This is a genomic window from Xanthomonas hortorum, from assembly GCF_040279205.1.
GTDB lineage: Bacteria > Pseudomonadota > Gammaproteobacteria > Xanthomonadales > Xanthomonadaceae > Xanthomonas > Xanthomonas hortorum_F.
On the sequence record NZ_JBEOLS010000003.1, the window covers coordinates 93,786 to 111,359 of the forward strand.

Here is a 17,574-nt window from a genome sequence, read left to right on the forward strand (position 1 = left end):
GTTCAATCAATAAAAACGGCGCTTCCCCATCGTGGTATGAAGCGCCGTTCGTGATGCTCTGCTTTTAGCCAGGCACACCGACCATCTGGACTGGTCCTTGCCCGCCCACCGTCGCGGGACCTTACGCGGCATGGATGCCGCGTAAGAGCTTACAGGGACGTACTTGCAGCGTGTCCTGCGATGGTGGGCGGGCAAGGGCCTTGCAGCCAAACCGCAGAACAGCCGCTCCACGAACGTCTTCAGTGTGCCAAGTCGATCTCTTTGCGTGTAGTTCAACAGAGCTGCAGGCGCACGCACGAGGGCGTGCGCCTTGCGACTTACGCCAGATCGAAACGGTCCAGCTGCATGACCTTGGTCCAGGCAGCGACGAAGTCGTGCACGAACTTTTCCTGTGCATCGGCGCTGGCGTAGACCTCGGCGACCGCTCGCAGGATGGAGTTGGAGCCGAACACCAAGTCCACACGCGTGCCGGTCCACTTCTGTTCGCCGGTGCTGCGGTCGCGGCCTTCATAGAGGTCCTTCGCTTCGGAGGTGGCTTTCCACTCAGTGCGCATGTCGAGCAGGTTGGCGAAGAAGTCGTTGCTCAGCACGCCGGGGCGGGTGGTGAACACGCCATTCTTCGAGTCGCCGACATTGGCGCCGAGCACGCGCAGGCCGCCGACCAGCACGGTCAACTCGGGCGCGGTCAAAGTGAGCAACTGCGCCTTGTCGATCAGCAGCGCTTCGGCAGGCACCGCGTAGCTGCGCTTGGCGAAGTTGCGGAAGCCATCGGCCACCGGCTCCAGCACGGCAAATGATTCCACATCGGTCTGTTCCTGCGATGCATCGGTGCGGCCGGGTGCGAACGGCACGGTGACGCTGTGGCCTGCGGCGTGCGCTGCATGTTCGACAGCCGCGTTACCGGCCAGCACGATTAGGTCGGCCAGCGAGATCTGCTTGCCGCCGGCATGCGCGCTGTTGAACTCGGCCTGGATGCGCTCCAGCGTGCCCAGCACCTGCGCAAGCTGCGCGGGCTGGTTGGCTTGCCAATCCTTCTGCGGTGCCAGACGGATGCGTGCGCCGTTGGCACCGCCACGCTTGTCCGAGCCGCGGAAGGTCGATGCCGATGCCCACGCGGTGGACACCAGCTGCGCCACGCTCAGGCCGGAAGCGAGGATGGTCTGCTTGAGAGCAGCGGCGTCCTGCGCATCGACCAGGGCATGGTCGACCGGCGGCACCGGGTCCTGCCACAGCAATTCTTCGCTCGGCACCTCGGTACCCAGATAACGCGAACGCGGACCCATGTCGCGGTGGGTGAGCTTGAACCAGGCGCGCGCAAACGCATCGGCGAACTGGTCGGGGTGTTCGTGGAAGCGACGCGAGATCGCTTCGTAGGCCGGGTCGAAGCGCAGCGCCAGATCGGTGGTCAGCATCGTCGGCCGGTGCTTCTTCGCCGCATCGTGCGCATCGGGAATGATGGCGTCGGCATTCTTGGCCACCCACTGGTGCGCGCCGGCCGGGCTCTTGCTCAGTTCCCACTCGAACTTGAACAGGTGATCGAAGAAGTCGTTGCTCCACTGCGCCGGGGTGGTGGTCCAGGTGACTTCCAGGCCGCTGGTGATGGTGTCTGCGCCCTTGCCGGTGCCGTAGCTGTTGTGCCAGCCCAGGCCCTGGCTTTCCAGATCGCTGGCTTCCGGCTCGGCGGCCACGTTGTCGGCCGGGCCGGCGCCGTGGGTCTTGCCGAAGGTATGGCCGCCGGCGATCAGCGCCACGGTCTCTTCGTCGTTCATCGCCATGCGCGCGAAGGTGTCGCGGATGTCGCGCGCGGAGGCCACCGGGTCGGGCTTGCCGTCCGGGCCTTCCGGATTGACGTAGATCAGGCCCATCTGCACGGCGGCCAACGGGTTTTCCAGATCGCGGGTGTGCGGCACTTCGCTGTCGTCGTCCTTCACCAGCACGCCGTGCGCTTCGTCCACGCCCGGCGATCCGCGCGAGTAGCGGTCGTCGCCGCCCAGCCACTTGGTTTCGCGGCCCCAGTACAGGTCCTGATCCGGCTCCCAGGTGTCTTCGCGGCCGCCGGCGAAGCCGAAGGTCTTGAGGCCCATGCTTTCCAGCGCGACGTTGCCGGTGAGGATCATCAGATCGGCCCAGGAAATCGCCTGGCCGTACTTCTGCTTGATCGGCCACAGCAGGCGGCGCGCCTTGTCCAGGCTGACGTTGTCCGGCCAGCTGTTGAGCGGTGCGAAGCGCTGCTGGCCGCGACCGCCGCCGCCACGGCCGTCGCCGATGCGGTAGGTGCCGGCGCTATGCCAGGCCATGCGCACAAACAGCGGGCCGTAATGGCCGAAGTCGGCCGGCCACCAGTCCTGCGAATCGGTCATCAGCGCGCGCAGTTCCTGCTTGAGCGCAGCCAGATCGATGCGCCTGAACGCCTCGGCGTAATTGAAGGTCTGGCCCAGCGGGTTGGACTTGCTCGAATGCTGGCTGAGCAGGTCCACACGCAGCTGCTTGGGCCACCAATCGCGGTTGGTGGTTCCGGTACCGACGACGGCGTGATTGAACGGGCACTTTGCTTCGGTTGTCATGGCAATACCTGTGTGCGTGAGCACTTGGGGAGCTGTGTGCCGAAACTGCGGACACGTGCTGGTGGAGTCGAAGTGGTGGGCAATGCGTCAGCTATGGTTATCGATCGAAGGCGCACATGCGGCCGTGGGGTCATCGAACATCGTCGCCGCGTGTGCCGATGCTAGCGCCTGCCCGCAAGGGCCGATATGGGTCGGTATCCGGAATGTGACTGGCGGAGGTGCGCATCAGGCGGACTCATCGTGGCGGCGTGTGCACACGATAAGGAGCATCGATCGGTTGGGGAATTCGAATTATTCAACCATATCGATAGGGTGTCGCTATGGATGGCGAGGAGACGCCCGGGCGGAACCCAGGAGCACGGCAGCGACCTGTCAGCGCTTGCCGAACAGGCTGCCGCCGAGTTTCATGACATCGCTCAGGCCCAGCTTCCCGTCGCCATCCTGATCCAGCACGCTGCTCAGCAGGCCGCTGACGCCGCTATTGCTGCCGACTTGCTGGCGTTCCTGCGCCAAGGCCGGGCCGAGTTGATTGCCGCCAGCCGCCGCATTGCCGCCAAGGAAACGCTTGGCCAGATACGCCATCACGATGGGCGCCAACAGTTGCAGCAGTTGGCTGGCCTTGCTGGTTTCCAGCCCGGTGGCCTTGCCCAGGCCTGCCGCCGCCTGCGGTGCCTTGTCGCCGAACAGATGACTCACGATGCCGGCGCCATTGCCTTGCGCACCATTGGCCGAGCCGCCCAGCAGCGCGCCGAGCAGGCTGCCGATGTCCGGGCTGCCGGCGTGGTCGCGCTGCAGGGCGACCAACAAGGCATCGGTGCCGCCGGCCTGCTGGCTGTTGCGGCCCAGTGCGCCCATCAACAGTGGCAGGGCGGTCTGCACCGCCGATTGCGCCTGCTCGGGCGCGATGCCGAGCCGGCTGGCGAGTTGCTGCAACTGCGGGCCCTGCAGTTGTGCGGCCAGTTGATCGGTCAACGAGGCGGGCGTGGTCATCGGTGTGCTCTCCGGTTGGACAAAACGTCGAGGCAGGGTGCGCCTGTCGCGGCAGCAGAGCAAACCGCGGGGCGTGCGTCACCGTGCAGCATGATGTCGCGCGAGCCGGCGCTATTGCAGGGCAGCGTTCAAGCAAACACTCAAACCTGCAACTGCACTGGATTAGCAGGGCCGCACGCGTCGGTCATGCAGCCATGCGGTTAAGAATCCCCAATCCCTGCAAAACAGCATTCAACCGACCACCCAACCCTGCCGCCGCAACGGATTCGCAAGCGCCGCGAGAGCCGCTGTTACGAATCCCAAATCCCGACTCTCGAATCCCGGCACTCACAGCAACGCCTTCAGCCGATACAGCGCCTCCAGCGCCTGCTTGGGCGTGAGTTCGTCCGGGTCCAGCGCCTGCAGTGCTTCTTGCGCAGCAGAGGAGGGCGCAGTGAACAGGCCGAACTGCTGCGGCGCATCCAATGCGGCCGGGGCCATCTGCGCGACATGGCTTTCGCCGCCGCGTTGTTCCAGTTCGGCCAGACGATGACGCGCCTGGGTGACCGCGGCCTTGGGCAGCCCAGCCAGCGCGGCCACCTGCAGGCCGAAACTGCGATTGGCCGGGCCGTCCTTGACCGCATGCATGAACACAAGGCGCTCGCCGTGTTCGACCGCATCCAGATGCACGTTGGCAATGCCGCTGGCACCGCCGGCATGCGATTCGTCGGCCAGTGCGGTGAGTTCGAAATAATGCGTGGCAAACAGCGTGTAGCAGCGATTGGTATGCGCCAGATGGCGTGCAACGGCGTCGGCCAATGCGAGGCCATCGTAGGTGGAAGTGCCGCGGCCGATTTCGTCCATCAGCACCAGCGACTGCGGCGTGGCGTGATGCAGGATGTAGCTGGTTTCGGCCATTTCCACCATGAAGGTAGATTGCCCGCGTGCCAGATCGTCGCCCGCGCCGATGCGGGTGAGGATGCGGTCGATCGGCCCGATCACTGCACGGCTGGCCGGCACATAGCTGCCGATATGCGCCAGCAACACGATCAACGCGTTCTGGCGCATGTAGGTCGATTTACCGCCCATGTTCGGGCCGGTGATGACCAGCATGCGGCGGTCGGTGTGCAGGTTCAGATCGTTGGGTTCGAACGGTTGGTCGCGCACCGCTTCTACCACCGGGTGGCGGCCGCGTTCGATGCGCAGGCACGGTGCGCTGTCCAGTTCCGGCTGCGACCAATCCAGCGCCTGCGCGCGTTCGGCGAAGCCGGCCAGCACGTCGAGCTCGCTCAATGCGCTTGCGCAGCGCTTGAGGCCTTCCAGCTCGTGGGCGAGTGCATCCAGCAGGCCTTCGTACAGCAGTTTTTCGCGCGACAACGAACGCTCGCGCGCCGACAGCACCTTGTCTTCGAAGCTCTTGAGTTCTTCGGTGATGTAGCGCTCGGCATTGGTCAGCGTCTGTCGGCGGCTGTAGTGCAGCGGGGCTTTTTCGGCCTGGCCCTTGCTGATCTCGATGTAGTAGCCATGCACGCGGTTGTAGCCGACCTTGAGCGTGGCGATGCCGCTGCTGGCGCGTTCGCGCTGTTCCAGGTCGATCAGGAATTGGTCGGCATTGGTGGACAGGCGGCGCAGCTCATCCAGATCGGCGTCGTACCCGCTGGCGATGACGCCGCCGTCGCTGAGCTTGAGCGGTGGTTGCTCGGCCACCGCGCTGATCAACAGATACGCGGTGGCATCGTGCTCGCCGAGTTCGGCGTACAGCGTCTGCAGGCGCGGCGAATCCAGCGGCGCGAGGATCGTGCGCACCTTCGGCAGCAGCGCCAAGCCATCGCGCAAGGTGGAAAAATCGCGCGGGCGTGCCGAGCGCAATGCCACGCGGGTGAGGATGCGCTCCAGATCGCCAAGTGCGCGGAAGGCCTCGCGCACGTCGGCATCGGCGCCGGTCTCGATCAGGCTGCCGACTGCGTGGTGGCGCTGCACCAGCACCTCGCGCAGGCGCAACGGGCGATATAGCCAACGGCGCAGCAGGCGCCCGCCCATCGGCGTGACCGTGCTGTCCAGCACCCCGAGCAAGGTATTGCGGGTGTCGCCATCCACCCGCGTGTCCAGTTCCAGATGCCGGCGCGTGGCCGCGTTCATCGAGATCGCCTCGCTGGCCACTTCCATCGCGATGGAAGTCAGATGCGGCAAGCGCTGCTTCTGGGTTTCTTCGACATAGCCGAGCAACGCGCCAGCCGCAGCCGTAGCGCAGGGCTTGTCGTCGATGCCGAAGCCGGACAGGTCGTGCAGCTTGAAGAACGCCAGCAGCTGACGACGGCCGCTATCGGCGTCGAACAACCACGGTGGCCGACGCCGCACGCCGACGCGTCCACGCAGGAATTCCGGCCAGTTGTCCTCGTCGGGTACCAGCAGCTCGGCCGGTTCCAGGCGCGCGATTTCCGCTTCCAGCGCATCCACGCTGTCCACTTCATTGACCAGAAAACGCCCGCCGGCCAGATCGGCCCAGGCCAGACCATAGCCTTGCTTGCTGCGCGAGATCGCCATCAACAAGGTGTCGCGGCGCTCGTCCAGCAGCGCCTCGTCAGTGACCGTGCCAGGCGTGACGATGCGCACCACCTTGCGTTCGACCAGGCCCTTGGCCAGCGCCGGGTCGCCGATCTGCTCGCAGATCGCCACCGACTCGCCCAACGCCACCAGCCGCGCCAGATAGCCCTCGTAGGCATGCACCGGCACGCCGGCCATCGGAATCGGCGCACCACCGGAACTGCCGCGCTGGGTCAGCGTGATATCGAGCAGCCGCGCGGCCTTGCGCGCATCGTCGTAGAACAGCTCGTAGAAATCGCCCATGCGAAAGAACAGCAGCAGGTCGGGGTAGTCCGACTTGGCGGCGAAGAATTGCTTCATCAGCGGGGTGTGCTCGACTGCTCCGCTGGTGGCCTTGGATTTGTCTTTTGAATCAGTGTTTTGCAAGAAACGTCCTTCCAGGGTGTGCGGTCGATCAGGGCGGTCGCTGCGACAAGCGAGTTCCGTGTTGCGCCGCTGTTGCGGCGCCGTTGACGGCATCAATCGACGGTGCGACGCAGTGGGGAGAGCCCAGAGCAGCGTGTTGCATTGGAGCGGCAGACTGCGCGGCCCGGATGCAAGTTTAAGCGCACCGGCTTGAAAATCCTCGTGCCCGGCCGACAATGCGCCACGCGCGGTGCGGCGAACGACTCATGGCGGCGGATCACGCGGCCTGAAGCGCTGAGGACGGCACGCGACCGGCGCAAGTTGGTCGGCACAAAGCGTGCTCCGAGGCAGTCTAAGGGGCGGCATGTTGGCGCAGACGCGCCATCGAAAATCGAAGCACGGATGTCATCGTCGGCTCGCGGCCAGTTGACGCCTATTCGGGCATTGGGACACCCGTTTGGACCGGAGTGCGAATCGCGGCGCCGGTCGAGCAGATGTGGCCAGTTGCTGTGACCGCCCGGCTGGATGCGTCGCGATCTCACAGCGCGTGCCCTCACTAGGTGATCAAAGCGGCGCGAGTGGTAACTGGCTTTGTCCGCAAGTGCGTGGAAGTGCCGCCTTTAGCAGTCGATGGCGCTAAACGCGAAGCCACGCCGACTGCGATCGTCCGCGCGATGACGACTGCTCTAAGCTGCGGTAATTGCACGAGGCCTGCCGATGCGGCTATGTGCTCGACGCAGGCATCCAGCGCGCGCGTGTGCCAGATCCAGTGGTTTGCGAGCAGAAATTTCGTGTGTTTGCGATATCGCTGATGCGTGTAGCTGCGCATGGACCGTACGTGTTACTTGGAGTAATTCATGCATCTTCTACGTCCCCTTGCCGTCAGTCTGCTGACGGCCGCGTTGTTCACCGCCTGCAAGCCGGCGCCGCCTGCCGAAAACAAGGCGGCAACCTCAACACTCGGGCACACGGCTGAACAGGCAGCCAAGGCCTTCGACGCGCTGCTTGACGCGCAGTGGCAACACCAGCTCAAGCAGGCCCCGGAGTTCGCGAGCACCATCGGCGACAAGCGCTACAACGATCGCTGGAGCGACTACTCGCTACAGGCCGTGCCCGCAGAGCGCAGCGCTGTGGCGGGTCTGCTCAGGCAGTTCGAAGCGGTGGATGCCGCAGCGCTGGACGAACAACGTCAACTCAGCCTGCAGATGATGCTCGGGCAGCTGCGCGACACGCTGGACGGTATCGACCTGAAGACCTACGAGATGCCGCTGGACCCGATGCAAGGCATCCATCTCACGCTTGCCGGCTACAGCGACAGCTTCCCCTTCGACACCGCCAAGGACTACCAGGACTACATCAAACGACTGCAGACGCTTCCTGCGGTGGTCGATCAAGTCATCGACGTCTCGCGGCAGGGCGCCAAGGATGGCCTGATGCCGCCGCGCTATCTGCTTGAGCGCGTGCCCGAGCAGATTGACGGAATCGTGGCTCAGCGTGGCGCGCAGAACCCATTTGCCTCGCCATTGGAAAAACTCGACGGTGTGGTGCCCGCCGATCAGCGCGATGCGCTCAGGAAGCAGCTGCTTGAAGCGATCGACCAGCAGGTCCGCCCGGCCTACGCCAAGCTGTCCGCGTTCGTGCGCAATGAATACGCCCCACAAGGACGTACGCAGGAGGGGCTGTGGTCGCTTCCTGATGGCGAGAAACTCTACCAATACCTGGTGCGCACCCAGACCACCACCGATCTGACGCCTGAACAAATCCACCAGATCGGGCTGCAGGAGGTTGCGCGCATCGAAGCCGAGATGACCGTCATTGCCAAGGCGCAGGGTTATGCGGACCTGGCCAGCTTCCGCAAGGCGGTGGCAGCCGATAAGCGCCGCTTCGCGACCTCCAGCGAGCAGCTACTGGAGCAATACCGTCACTACGTCGCGGGAATGCAGCGGGAGCTTCCAAAGTTATTCGAGCAGGTGCCGAAAAAGCCCCTGGAAGTTGAGCCGATGCCGGCATTCCAGGGCAAATACCCGCCCGCCCGTTACCTGCAAAGCAACCCGGAAAGCAGCAAGCCGGGCGTGCTGAGAGTCAATATCAGCGACGTCGCTCACCGCACGCTGATCAACGTTGAAACTATTGCTTATCACGAGGGCGTGCCAGGCCATCACCTGCAGGTCTCGCTTGCACAGACGCTACCATTGCCGCCGTTCCGCCAGCAGGGTGGGTATAACGCCTACGGCGAGGGTTGGGCACTGTATGCCGAGCGCTTGGGCAAGGATGTCGGGCTCTACAAAGATCCCTATAGCGACTACGGCCGGCTATCGGCTGATCTATTGCGCGCCAATCGATTGGTGTTGGATACCGGCGTGCACTACAAGCGCTGGAATCGTCAGCAGATGGTGGACTTCTTCCACGCGCATCCGTCCGACGACGAGGCGAGCATGCAGTTCGAAATCGACCGCTACATCGTGTGGCCAGGCCAGTCGTTGGGATACAAGGTGGGGCAACTGCAATTCATGGCGCTGCGTGCAGAGGCGCAGAAAGAACTCGGCGATCGTTTCGACTTGCGCGCATTCCATACTGCAGTGCTCGGCGACGGCGACATGCCGCTTGCGATGTTGCAGCAGCGCGTGCGCCAATGGATCGCAAAGACCAAAGCTGACTAGGCAGGAAGGGGATGAGCTGTAGCGATCTTGCGGGTAAGTTTGCCGCGCGCGTAGATCATGGAGGATTTTCAGTGATGTAGAGATCGATTATCGATGCATCGCCGACTTCGCACGAAGGGGCCTCAGACGTGATGCTGGGGGGCGAGGGATGACCCGCCCCATGCCGTTGCTGAAGAGAAACGTAGGTTCTCGGCCAGCCAGTGGCAAGCAGGTGCCGATTGATGAGAACCCTTCCCGCGAAAGTGCGTTTCGCCTTTTCCAGACCATGCATTGCGTCATCTCGTTCTTAGTGGAGTAATTCATGCACCTTCTGCGCCCCATCGCCGCGGGTTTACTCGCAGCTGCGCTATTCACCGCCTGCAAGCCGGCGTCGATTGCCGAGGACAAGACGGCTACCGCAAGACATGCGCACACTGCTGAAGAGGCCACAAAGGCATTCGACGCGCTACTCGATGCGCAATGGCAACACCATTTGCAGCGGAATCCGGAGTTCGCCAGCGCGATAGGTGAGAGGCGTTATAACGACCGTTGGAGCGACTATTCGCTACAGGCCGTGCAGAGAGAGCGGAGCGACGTGGCTGATCTGCTTAAGCAGTTCTCGGCAGTGAATGCCGGAGCGCTGGACGAACAACGTCAACTCAGTTTGCAGATGATGCTCGGCCAGCTGCGCGACACGCTAGATGGTATCGACCTGAAGGTCTACGAGATGCCGCTGGATCCGGTAATCGGCATCCATCTTGCGCTTGCCGGCGAGAGCGACAGGTTCCCCTTCGAAACCGTCAAGGACTATCAGGATTACATCAAACGGCTGCAGACGCTTCCTGCGGTGGTCGATCAAGTTATCGAAGTCTCGCGCCAGGGCGCTAAGGATGGCTTGATGCCGCCGCGCTATCTGCTTGAGCGCGTGCCCGAACAGATTGACAGGATTGCGGCGCAGCGTGGTACGCAGAGCCCATTTGCGTCACCCTTGGAAAAACTCGACGGCGTGGTGCCCGCCGATCAGCGCGATGCGCTCAAAAAGCAGTTGCTTGACGCAGTTGACCAGCAGGTCCGCCCGGCCTACGCCAAGCTGTCCGCATTCGTACGCAATGAATACGCGGCACAAGGGCGTACGCAGGAGGGACTGTGGTCGCTTCCTGATGGCGAGCGACGCTACCGTTACGCCATCCATACCCAGACCACCACCGATCTGACGCCTGAACAAATCCACCAGATCGGGCTGAAGGAGGTTGCGCGCATCGAAAGCGAGATGACCGTCATTGCCAAGGCGCAGGGCTATGCGGACCTGGCCAGCTTCCGTAAGGCGGTGGCAACCGACAGGCGCCACTTCGCGAGGTCCAGCGAGCAGATATTGGAGCAATACCGTCACTACATCGCGGGAATGCAGCGGGAGCTCCCGAGGCTGTTCGAGCAGTTGCCGAGCAAGTCATTAGAGGTGGAGGCAATGCCCGCGTTTCAACGGAATTCGCCTGCAGCCGGCTACATTCAAAGCACGCCTGAAAGCAGCAAGCCGGGCATCGTGCGCGTCAACACCAGCGATTTCTCCAAAAGAACCCTGATCAATATCGAGACCATCGCGTATCACGAGGGCGTACCAGGCCATCACCTGCAGATATCGCTTGCGCAGACGCTGCCGTTGCCGCCGTTCCGCCAGCAAGGCAATTACACGGCTTACGGTGAAGGGTGGGCCATGTATTCCGAACGGCTGGGCAAGGAGGTTGGATTTTTCGCGGACCCGTATAGCGACTATGGCCGGCTATCGGCTGACCTGTTGCGTGCCAACCGGTTGGTGCTGGACACCGGCGTGCACTACAAACATTGGAATCGCCAGCAAATGGTGGACTTCTTCCATGCGCATCCGTCCGACGACGAGCCGAGCATCCAGTTCGAGACTGATCGCTACATTGCGTTCCCGGGCCAGGCACTGAGCTACAAACTGGGTCAACTGCAATTCATGGCGCTGCGCCTGGAGGCGCAGAAAGAACTCGGCGATCGTTTCGACCTGCGTGCATTCCACACCGCAGTGCTCGGCGACGGCGCTATGCCGTTGGCGCTATTGCAGCAGCGGATGCGCCAATGGATCGCGAAGTCCAAAGCGCATCAAGTGGCAAAATAGGTGAACCCGGTGTGCTCTTGCGTGCCAGCTGGCGGCACATGCTGGTCGCAGTAGCATGGAGGGCGAACGGCGAAATGGTGCAGTTAGCTGAGTAGACGAGGGCTGACGTCGGGCCGATGTTTACCGACGCAAACCCAGAGAAATCACTGGTTGCTTGAGTCAAAAGGCCGGCCGCTGAAGAAACCGGCTTTCTTGCACCAGAATTCCTGCCAATCGGCGCCGTTGGCGGGTGCTGCCACCAGCGTTGCGGTGCCCTTGATCGGCGGCTTGGTGGGCGCTGGCAGACTGGTGGCGTGGTGTGCCACCGGCTTGAGACGCGCGGCGTTGGTCGATGGGGTACGCGGCGCAATCGCTGGTGCGGCCTCGATCTTGAACACCGCCACCGCTGGGCCATCGTGGTGCCGGCGCTGTGCACCAGTCTTGAGCCTTCGGCGACGTGCTCGACTGAATCGTCGATCAGGCTCTTGATCTCCTTGGCCGCAGCCGCGGAGCGTTGGGCGACCTTGCTGACGATGTCGCCGCCCTACGAGGCGACGACGACTGCACAGTGTTCTTGCATCCGCCACGCTACAGTCACCGACCCACCATTACGTACGACACGCCGCATGGCGCAATCAGGAATGGATGCAGGCCGTCACCGACGCACTCAGCGATCTGCTCGCCGCGCGCGTGGCGCAGGCCACGCTACTGGAAGCCATGCTGGTCTCGCATCCCGATCCGGTCGCCCTGAGAAAAGCATGGGACGAACTGTCGTCTCAGCGCATCGCAGTCGTTGCACAGAACAAGGCAGTCGCCTCGGTGGAACGGCCAATGGATGACTATACGCTGGAACAATTCCAGGCCTGGGAAGAAAAATTTCGCCGCTACTTTCCGCGTGATGTGGATATGTGATAGGTGCACGATCTAGCGTTTTCGCTGTCGTCAAAAATGAAGGCGAAAGACGGCGCGCAGTGCATTTCCTTGACGCCTGCTTGCTTGCGCCGATGGTGATCGTTCTGCACAACCTGCCAAGATCTTTGAAGTTCAAATGGAACCGCCGAGTTGATGCGTTTGGTGGGCTTGAGCTTGGCGAAACCCCGCAAGGTGGGGATCTCGTGCCGCGCTTCGTCCAGTGCTGGATCGCTCAACGCATACCGCCGCGAGAGCAGATGCATCCGCAACGTCGCCGCTAGTGCGTACGGCTGCCGGCCTGGGCGTTCTGATACCTGAGAGAGGGGATTGGTCAGCTCGATCACTTGCTGCTACGCCACGACCTGTGAACTCCCCGCAAGTCAGTGCCAGCCAAAATGAGAAGTCTACGGTCAATGTTGATGACAAAACTTGACAGGTGTTAGCCCGCTCAAGCTGTCGTGCGGTCTTTGTTGGTTGTCGTTGGCCGGACATTGTTTGTCTTGTTCGCGGAGCTCGCGTCGCGTGCGGAAAATGCATGGATATGCGAGCACCAACACGACAGCGTGGGCCGGGGCACGGCCGTCAAGCCACGAACGCTTGCGGCTTGCTTCGCATGCGCTTCAACGCCGGCCGTGCTGGGGGCAGCCCGTGTGCGTGCACAGCCGTCTATTGCTTCGGAGTGACGACTCTTCGCTGTTGGAAAAGCTAAGATCGAAGCTTGTGCAAAGTCGGAGGCGCTAATGATCGATCGTCGTACTTTTCTTGCCACGGGTGTGGTCGCCGCTACTGCCAGCTTCAGTGCATCGGCAGCTCGCATCGCGCAAGCGCCGCGCGCCAACGGGCCGGCACCGTGGGGTGCGCTGCCCAGCAAGCGACAGCTGCGGTGGCATCGGTGGGAGCAATACGCCTTCGTGCATTTTGCGATGAATACCTTCACCGACAAGGAATGGGGCTACGGCGACGAGGATCCGCGCAAATTCGATCCCAGCGATTTTTCACCCGATCAAATCGTCGCTGCTGCCAAGGCCGGCAATCTGAAAGGGCTTATTTTCACGGCCAAGCACCACGATGGGTTCTGTCTTTGGCCGACGCGCTTGACCGAGCATTGCATTCGCAACTCGCCCTACAAGAACGGCCAGGGTGACATCGTCGGGGAGATGGCAGCGGCGTGTCGACGCGCCGGCCTGGCGTTCGGCATCTATCTCTCGCCCTGGGATCGCAACCATGCCGAGTACGGCCGCCCCGGCTATCTCGACTATTTCCGTAAGCAGACCATCGAGCTCTGCACGGGCTATGGCGACTTGTTCGAGTTCTGGTTCGACGGCGCCAATGGCGGCGACGGCTACTACGGCGGAGCGCGCGAATCGCGCAAGATCGATGCGCCCGCGTACTACAACTGGCCACGGATGATCGAGCTAGTGCATCAGCATCAGCCGATGGCCTGCACCTTCGACCCGCTCGGCGCCGATATCCGCTGGGGCGGCAACGAGGACGGTATCGCCGGCGATCCATCCTGGCCGACCATGCCCAATGCGCCGTATACCCAGGAAAACGGCAATTCCGGCGTGCGCGGAGGGGCGCTATGGTGGCCGGCCGAAACCAACACGTCGATCCGCCCGGGCTGGTTCTACCATGCCGATGAAGACGGCAAAGTGCGTAGCCCGGAGAACCTGGTGCGCTATTTCGACACTTCCGTCGCGCGCGGCACCAACATGAACCTCAATCTGCCGCCCGACCGACGCGGCCGCATCGCCGACCACGACGTGGCGGTGCTGCAGAGTTTCGGCGATGCGATCCGCGCCAGCTTCGCCATCGATCTGGCCAAGGGTGCCAAGGCCAGTGCCAGCGCGTCTCGCGGCCCTGGGTTCGAGCCGGCGCGCGTGCTCGACCGCCAGCCGGACAGCTACTGGTCTACGCCTGACGACGTCACCACGCCGACGCTGACGCTGGAGCTGTCGGCGGTGCACAGCTTCGACTTGATCCGGCTGCGCGAATATCTGCCGCTGGGTGTGCGCGTCACCCGCTTCGCGGTTGAAGCGGAGGTCGATGGGCAATGGCGGCGGCTGGCCGAAGCGCAATGCATCGGTGCACAGCGCATCGTGCGGCTGGATCGCCCGGTTGCCGCACGCCGGGTACGCCTGGTCGTGCTTGAGGCGCCGGTGTGCCCGGCGATCAGCGAATTCGCGCTGTTCCGTGCCGTTGCGCCAGTGCCGGTCGCGCGGCCGACGGCGAACGCGCCGGATGTGTTGTCCTCCGCTGGCTGGCGCATCGTCGAGGCCAGCGCGCCCGGCGCGGACAAGTTGCTCGACGACGATGCCAGCACGATCTGGATCACGCCAGCGCCTACGCCCGGCCATCCCGCGCAGGCGACCATCGACCTCGGTGCGCTGCGTCAGGTTGCCGGTTTCAGCCTGACGCCCTCGCGCACGGTGATGAACGGTGCTGCGCCACCAAAGTGTTATCGCGCCGAGACCAGCGCAGATGGCCAGCGCTGGCAGCCGGCTGGCGCCGGCGAGTTGTCCAATATCGCCTATGCGCTCTCGACCCAGCGCCTGAATTTCCCCGAGGTCCGCCAGATCCGCTACCTGCGGCTGTCGTTCGCGGAAACGGCGGTACCCGCCGAGCGGCTGGCGATCGCGGGTATCGGTGCGTTCTCGCGCTTGCGATGAGGGCTTGCACTCCCTCGCGGCCACGCGCCGCGAGGGGAAGCATCCGGGGTGACGGAGTTTGGCGGGATTGAGACGCGTCAAGCGACGCGATGGAGATAGACATCGCCGCATTCAGACCACGTGGTGAACCTGCATCGTGAACGGCCTTGCACACCGCGCATCTCGCGCAGGGAGCCACTGCCGTCAGCACAGCTGGTGCGCAATGCTGACGATCCGACTGTCCTGCCACCGTCTTAAAACGTGACCGCAGAAAGCATTCCCAGCATCTCGTCGTAGCTGCCGTTGGCGGCAGCATCGCGAAGGAATTTGGCACGTTCCACGACGATTTCCTTCGGTGTGGGTTCTGCATGCAAAAGCGCCAGTGCTTCGTCGAGGAATTCGTCCAGGGGCATGGCGTGCTCGTCGTTGCCTTGGCCATACAACTTGGTGCGAACGCCCGGCGGCACCAGCTCGATGACTTGCACGTTGCTGTCGGCCAGTTGCACACGCAAGCCTTCGGTGAAGGAGTGCACGGCGGCCTTGCTGGCGCTGTAGCTCATCGCGGCCGGGAACGGCACAAAGCCCAATGCGGAACTGACGTTGATGATGACGCTGTCAGTATTGCCGGCAAGTTGCGGCAAGAATGCATAGGTCATGCGGATGGTGCCGAGCAGGTTGATGGCGATCGCCTCTTCGGCTGCCTTCAAGGACTCTGGCTTGAACACGTTCTCGCTCGGCATGATGCCGGCATTGTTGATCACGACATTCAAGCCGGGGTAGCGCTCGGCCGCCACGCGGCTGGCCTGCACCACAGAGTCGGCGTCTGCGACATCGATTTCGATCGCATCAAGGCCGGGATGCTCGGCGGTGATCTGATCCAGCAGCGGCTTCTTCCGTCCGGAAACGATGACCCTGTTGCCAGCCTGCTGGAGCCGGAGTGCCAGCCCAAGACCGATGCCGGAGGTCGAGCCGGTGATGAGGATGGTATTGCCGCTGTTCTTCACGGATGTCTCCTGATTGCGGAAAAGGGTAGAATAAAAACGGACAGTTATCCGCTTCCAAAGACATTGGCGGACAATTGTCCGCTTGTCAACGAGTTCATTAAAGGGTTGGGGTGTGGAGAAGCCAAAGCGATCTGATGCAGTGCAGAACCGGGAGCGCCTTCTGTCCGTGGCGCTTGCGGAATTGGTGCGCTCGGCCGATGTTCCACTGAGCGCAATTGCCAAGAAGGCGGGTGTCGGGCAGGGGACTTTCTACCGGCACTTCCCGACCCGGGAGGCCTTGGTGATCGAGGTCTATCGCCACGAAATGCTGCAGGTCACCGGTTTAGCCGAGCAGCTGCTGAAGACGCTCCCGCCGGAGCAAGCACTCCGCGAATGGATGAACCGCCTGGCCGAATACGCCATCACCAAGGCAGGTCTGGCGGATGCACTGCGGACCGTCGCCAACGCGAAAGAATGTGCGGGCAACGCAGGCTATGCGCCCGTGATCGCTGCCGCGCAACTGCTGCTCGATGCCAACGAGAAGGCCGGGACGATCCGTGCGGGGATCACCACAGACAAGTTCTTCCTGGCCATTGCGGGTATCTGGCAGATAGACGCCACCGAGAACTGGCAGCCCCGCCTGACCTGGCTGATGGAGACGGTCATGGAAGGGTTGTGCGCGGGAGCGCCTGGTCGGCCCGCAAGCGGATAACGGCGTTAGGCTTGCGGCCTGGAAGCGTGCAGTGCCATGTGTGTTAGTGCTGCAACTTGCCCTGCTTGAGCTTTTGCCACATGTCTTCGGCTTGCTGGGACAAGCTGCCGATGTGGCGTATCAGGCAGATCTCCATGCTGATATCCCACTGCGTGTGTCCGGGCGCTGCATGGACGAGCCGCCCCTTGGCGACGTCCTCTTCCACCAGCGTGCGCGGCAGCCAGGCCACCCCGCCACCGGAGCGGCACATGGCCAGCAAGGTCGCGGCAAGGTCGGAGGTGAGTGCAGGGGTCAGGCGTGCTTCCACGTCCTTGAACGCCGGATGCCCGGCGATGATGCGGCCCAGCCCGGAATCTGCGCTGTAAGACAGCAAAGGCATTGCATCGGTGGAAGCGAGCGACCAGCGCGGGTGGCCTTCGCCATTTTCCTTCGGTGCACTGAAGGGTTGCAGCACATCGCTGCCCACCACAACTCGCTCGAAGTGTTCGGGATTCAGCCCAAGCGGCATGCGCGGATGATGGTGGCACAGCAGGAATTGCGCTGCCCCTTGCAGCATCAATTTTTCGCACGCCCTGAGCGTGTCGGAGACCAGCTGAAATGCGCCGATGCCGGTGTTCGATTCGATGCGTCTCACAAAGGCCGGAAAGAAGGTGAAGGAGAGAACATGTGTGGCGAGGAACGCCAACGCAGGCCGCTGTTGTCCCGCGATCTCAAGCGCTTCTTGCCGCGCGGCGTAAATCGCCGCGGCCAATCCGGATGCTTTGCGAACGAAGGCTTCTCCAGCCGGTGTCATCAGCACCTCTTTGCGCGAACGCGTAAACAGCGGCGTGCCCAACCATTCTTCGAGGGAATGAATGCGCCGACTGAAGGCCGGCTGGGTGACGAAGCGACGCTGTGCCGCGCGCGAAAAATTGAGGGTGTCAGCCAACGCCAGGCAGTCTTCGAGCCATGTCAGTTCCATGATGCCGATTGTGCATCAAGCGCATAAAAAAGGCATTGGCAGCGCTTGGGGAGTGCCCCTTACGCTCTGACTCGAGCTTGCAACGCCTCGACACGCAGGTCGTCCAGCAAGCGGCATTTTC

The 17,574-nt window shown here is 62.9% G+C and carries 11 protein-coding genes and 3 pseudogenes; 6 read left to right on the forward strand and 8 right to left on the reverse strand.

The features are described 5' to 3' along the window. Positions 1–317: 317 nt before the first annotated feature. The 3 genes from katG to mutS all read right to left on the reverse strand — a co-directional run bounded on the left by katG (position 318) and on the right by mutS (position 6,437). A complete protein-coding gene (gene katG / locus ABS769_RS02310; RefSeq protein ID WP_317060191.1) occupies positions 318–2,564 on the reverse strand; it encodes a catalase/peroxidase HPI in 2,247 nt (748 codons plus the stop codon). Positions 2,565–2,936: 372 nt separating this feature from the next. After that, the gene (locus ABS769_RS02315) at positions 2,937–3,554 is read right to left on the reverse strand and encodes a DUF937 domain-containing protein (RefSeq protein ID WP_317060190.1); all 618 of its coding nucleotides are present in this window, start codon (positions 3,552–3,554) and stop codon (positions 2,937–2,939) included. A 327-nt stretch (positions 3,555–3,881) separates the two neighbouring features. Beyond that, positions 3,882–6,437: a DNA mismatch repair protein MutS gene (mutS, locus tag ABS769_RS02320; protein ID WP_430544126.1), complete on the reverse strand. Its 2,556-nt coding sequence runs from the start codon at positions 6,435–6,437 to the stop codon at positions 3,882–3,884. Between the two features lie 902 nt (positions 6,438–7,339). Between mutS and ABS769_RS02325 the strand changes: the two genes are divergently transcribed. Next, positions 7,340–9,142 (forward strand): DUF885 domain-containing protein, encoded by a 1,803-nt coding sequence (locus tag ABS769_RS02325; RefSeq protein WP_317060188.1) that lies wholly within the window; start codon positions 7,340–7,342, stop codon positions 9,140–9,142. A 301-nt stretch (positions 9,143–9,443) separates the two neighbouring features. Then, positions 9,444–11,258: a DUF885 domain-containing protein gene (locus ABS769_RS02330; protein ID WP_317060187.1), complete on the forward strand. Its 1,815-nt coding sequence runs from the start codon at positions 9,444–9,446 to the stop codon at positions 11,256–11,258. A 143-nt stretch (positions 11,259–11,401) separates the two neighbouring features. On the opposite strand, the gene ABS769_RS02335 is transcribed toward ABS769_RS02330, so the two are convergent. Next, positions 11,402–11,641, reverse strand: coding sequence for a hypothetical protein (locus tag ABS769_RS02335; RefSeq protein WP_317060185.1), 240 nt, complete (start codon positions 11,639–11,641; stop codon positions 11,402–11,404). Positions 11,642–11,643: 2 nt separating this feature from the next. Then, positions 11,644–11,769: pseudogene (locus tag ABS769_RS02340) on the reverse strand (methyl-accepting chemotaxis protein); the annotation flags it as partial. Between the two features lie 113 nt (positions 11,770–11,882). On the opposite strand from ABS769_RS02340, the gene ABS769_RS02345 reads away from it, so the two are divergent. Further along, entirely contained in the window at positions 11,883–12,149 is a 267-nt protein-coding gene (locus tag ABS769_RS02345; RefSeq protein WP_317060184.1) for a hypothetical protein, read from the forward strand. Positions 12,150–12,319: 170 nt separating this feature from the next. Here the strand turns inward: ABS769_RS02345 and ABS769_RS02350 are convergent. Beyond that, positions 12,320–12,469: pseudogene (locus ABS769_RS02350) on the reverse strand (transposase); the annotation flags it as partial. 420 nt (positions 12,470–12,889) lie between these two features. On the opposite strand from ABS769_RS02350, the gene ABS769_RS02355 reads away from it, so the two are divergent. Further along, complete coding sequence (locus tag ABS769_RS02355) at positions 12,890–14,818, forward strand: alpha-L-fucosidase (protein WP_317060182.1); 1,929 nt, start codon at positions 12,890–12,892, stop codon at positions 14,816–14,818. Between the two features lie 233 nt (positions 14,819–15,051). Here ABS769_RS02355 and ABS769_RS02360 read toward each other — a convergent pair whose 3' ends face one another. After that, positions 15,052–16,017, reverse strand: coding sequence for an SDR family oxidoreductase (locus tag ABS769_RS02360; RefSeq protein WP_350498060.1), 966 nt, complete (start codon positions 16,015–16,017; stop codon positions 15,052–15,054). Between ABS769_RS02360 and ABS769_RS02365 the strand changes: the two are divergent. Both ABS769_RS02365 and ABS769_RS02370 read left to right on the forward strand, forming a co-directional pair. Next, positions 15,986–16,051: pseudogene (locus ABS769_RS02365) on the forward strand (TetR/AcrR family transcriptional regulator); the annotation flags it as partial. The gene ABS769_RS02360 and the pseudogene ABS769_RS02365 overlap by 32 nt on opposite strands. Positions 16,052–16,081: 30 nt before the next feature. Beyond that, positions 16,082–16,492 carry a TetR/AcrR family transcriptional regulator gene (locus ABS769_RS02370; protein WP_317060179.1) on the forward strand — a complete coding sequence of 137 codons (411 nt, stop codon included), beginning with the start codon at positions 16,082–16,084 and terminating at the stop codon, positions 16,490–16,492. A 43-nt stretch (positions 16,493–16,535) separates the two neighbouring features. Here the strand turns inward: ABS769_RS02370 and ABS769_RS02375 are convergent, their stop codons facing one another. Continuing rightward, positions 16,536–17,453, reverse strand: a complete 918-nt coding sequence (locus ABS769_RS02375; RefSeq protein ID WP_317060178.1) for a LysR family transcriptional regulator — start codon at positions 17,451–17,453, stop codon at positions 16,536–16,538. Positions 17,454–17,574 lie beyond the last annotated feature (121 nt).

Coding starts and splice junctions, on each gene's coding strand:
- katG (WP_317060191.1), bottom strand. CDS start 2,564: ATGACAACCGAAGCAAAGTGCCCGTTCAATCACGCCGTCGTCGGTACC.
- ABS769_RS02315 (WP_317060190.1), bottom strand. CDS start 3,554: ATGACCACGCCCGCCTCGTTGACCGATCAACTGGCCGCACAACTGCAG.
- mutS (WP_430544126.1), bottom strand. CDS start 6,437: ATGAAGCAATTCTTCGCCGCCAAGTCGGACTACCCCGACCTGCTGCTG.
- ABS769_RS02325 (WP_317060188.1), top strand. CDS start 7,340: ATGCATCTTCTACGTCCCCTTGCCGTCAGTCTGCTGACGGCCGCGTTG.
- ABS769_RS02330 (WP_317060187.1), top strand. CDS start 9,444: ATGCACCTTCTGCGCCCCATCGCCGCGGGTTTACTCGCAGCTGCGCTA.
- ABS769_RS02345 (WP_317060184.1), top strand. CDS start 11,883: ATGCAGGCCGTCACCGACGCACTCAGCGATCTGCTCGCCGCGCGCGTG.
- ABS769_RS02355 (WP_317060182.1), top strand. CDS start 12,890: ATGATCGATCGTCGTACTTTTCTTGCCACGGGTGTGGTCGCCGCTACT.
- ABS769_RS02375 (WP_317060178.1), bottom strand. CDS start 17,453: ATGGAACTGACATGGCTCGAAGACTGCCTGGCGTTGGCTGACACCCTC.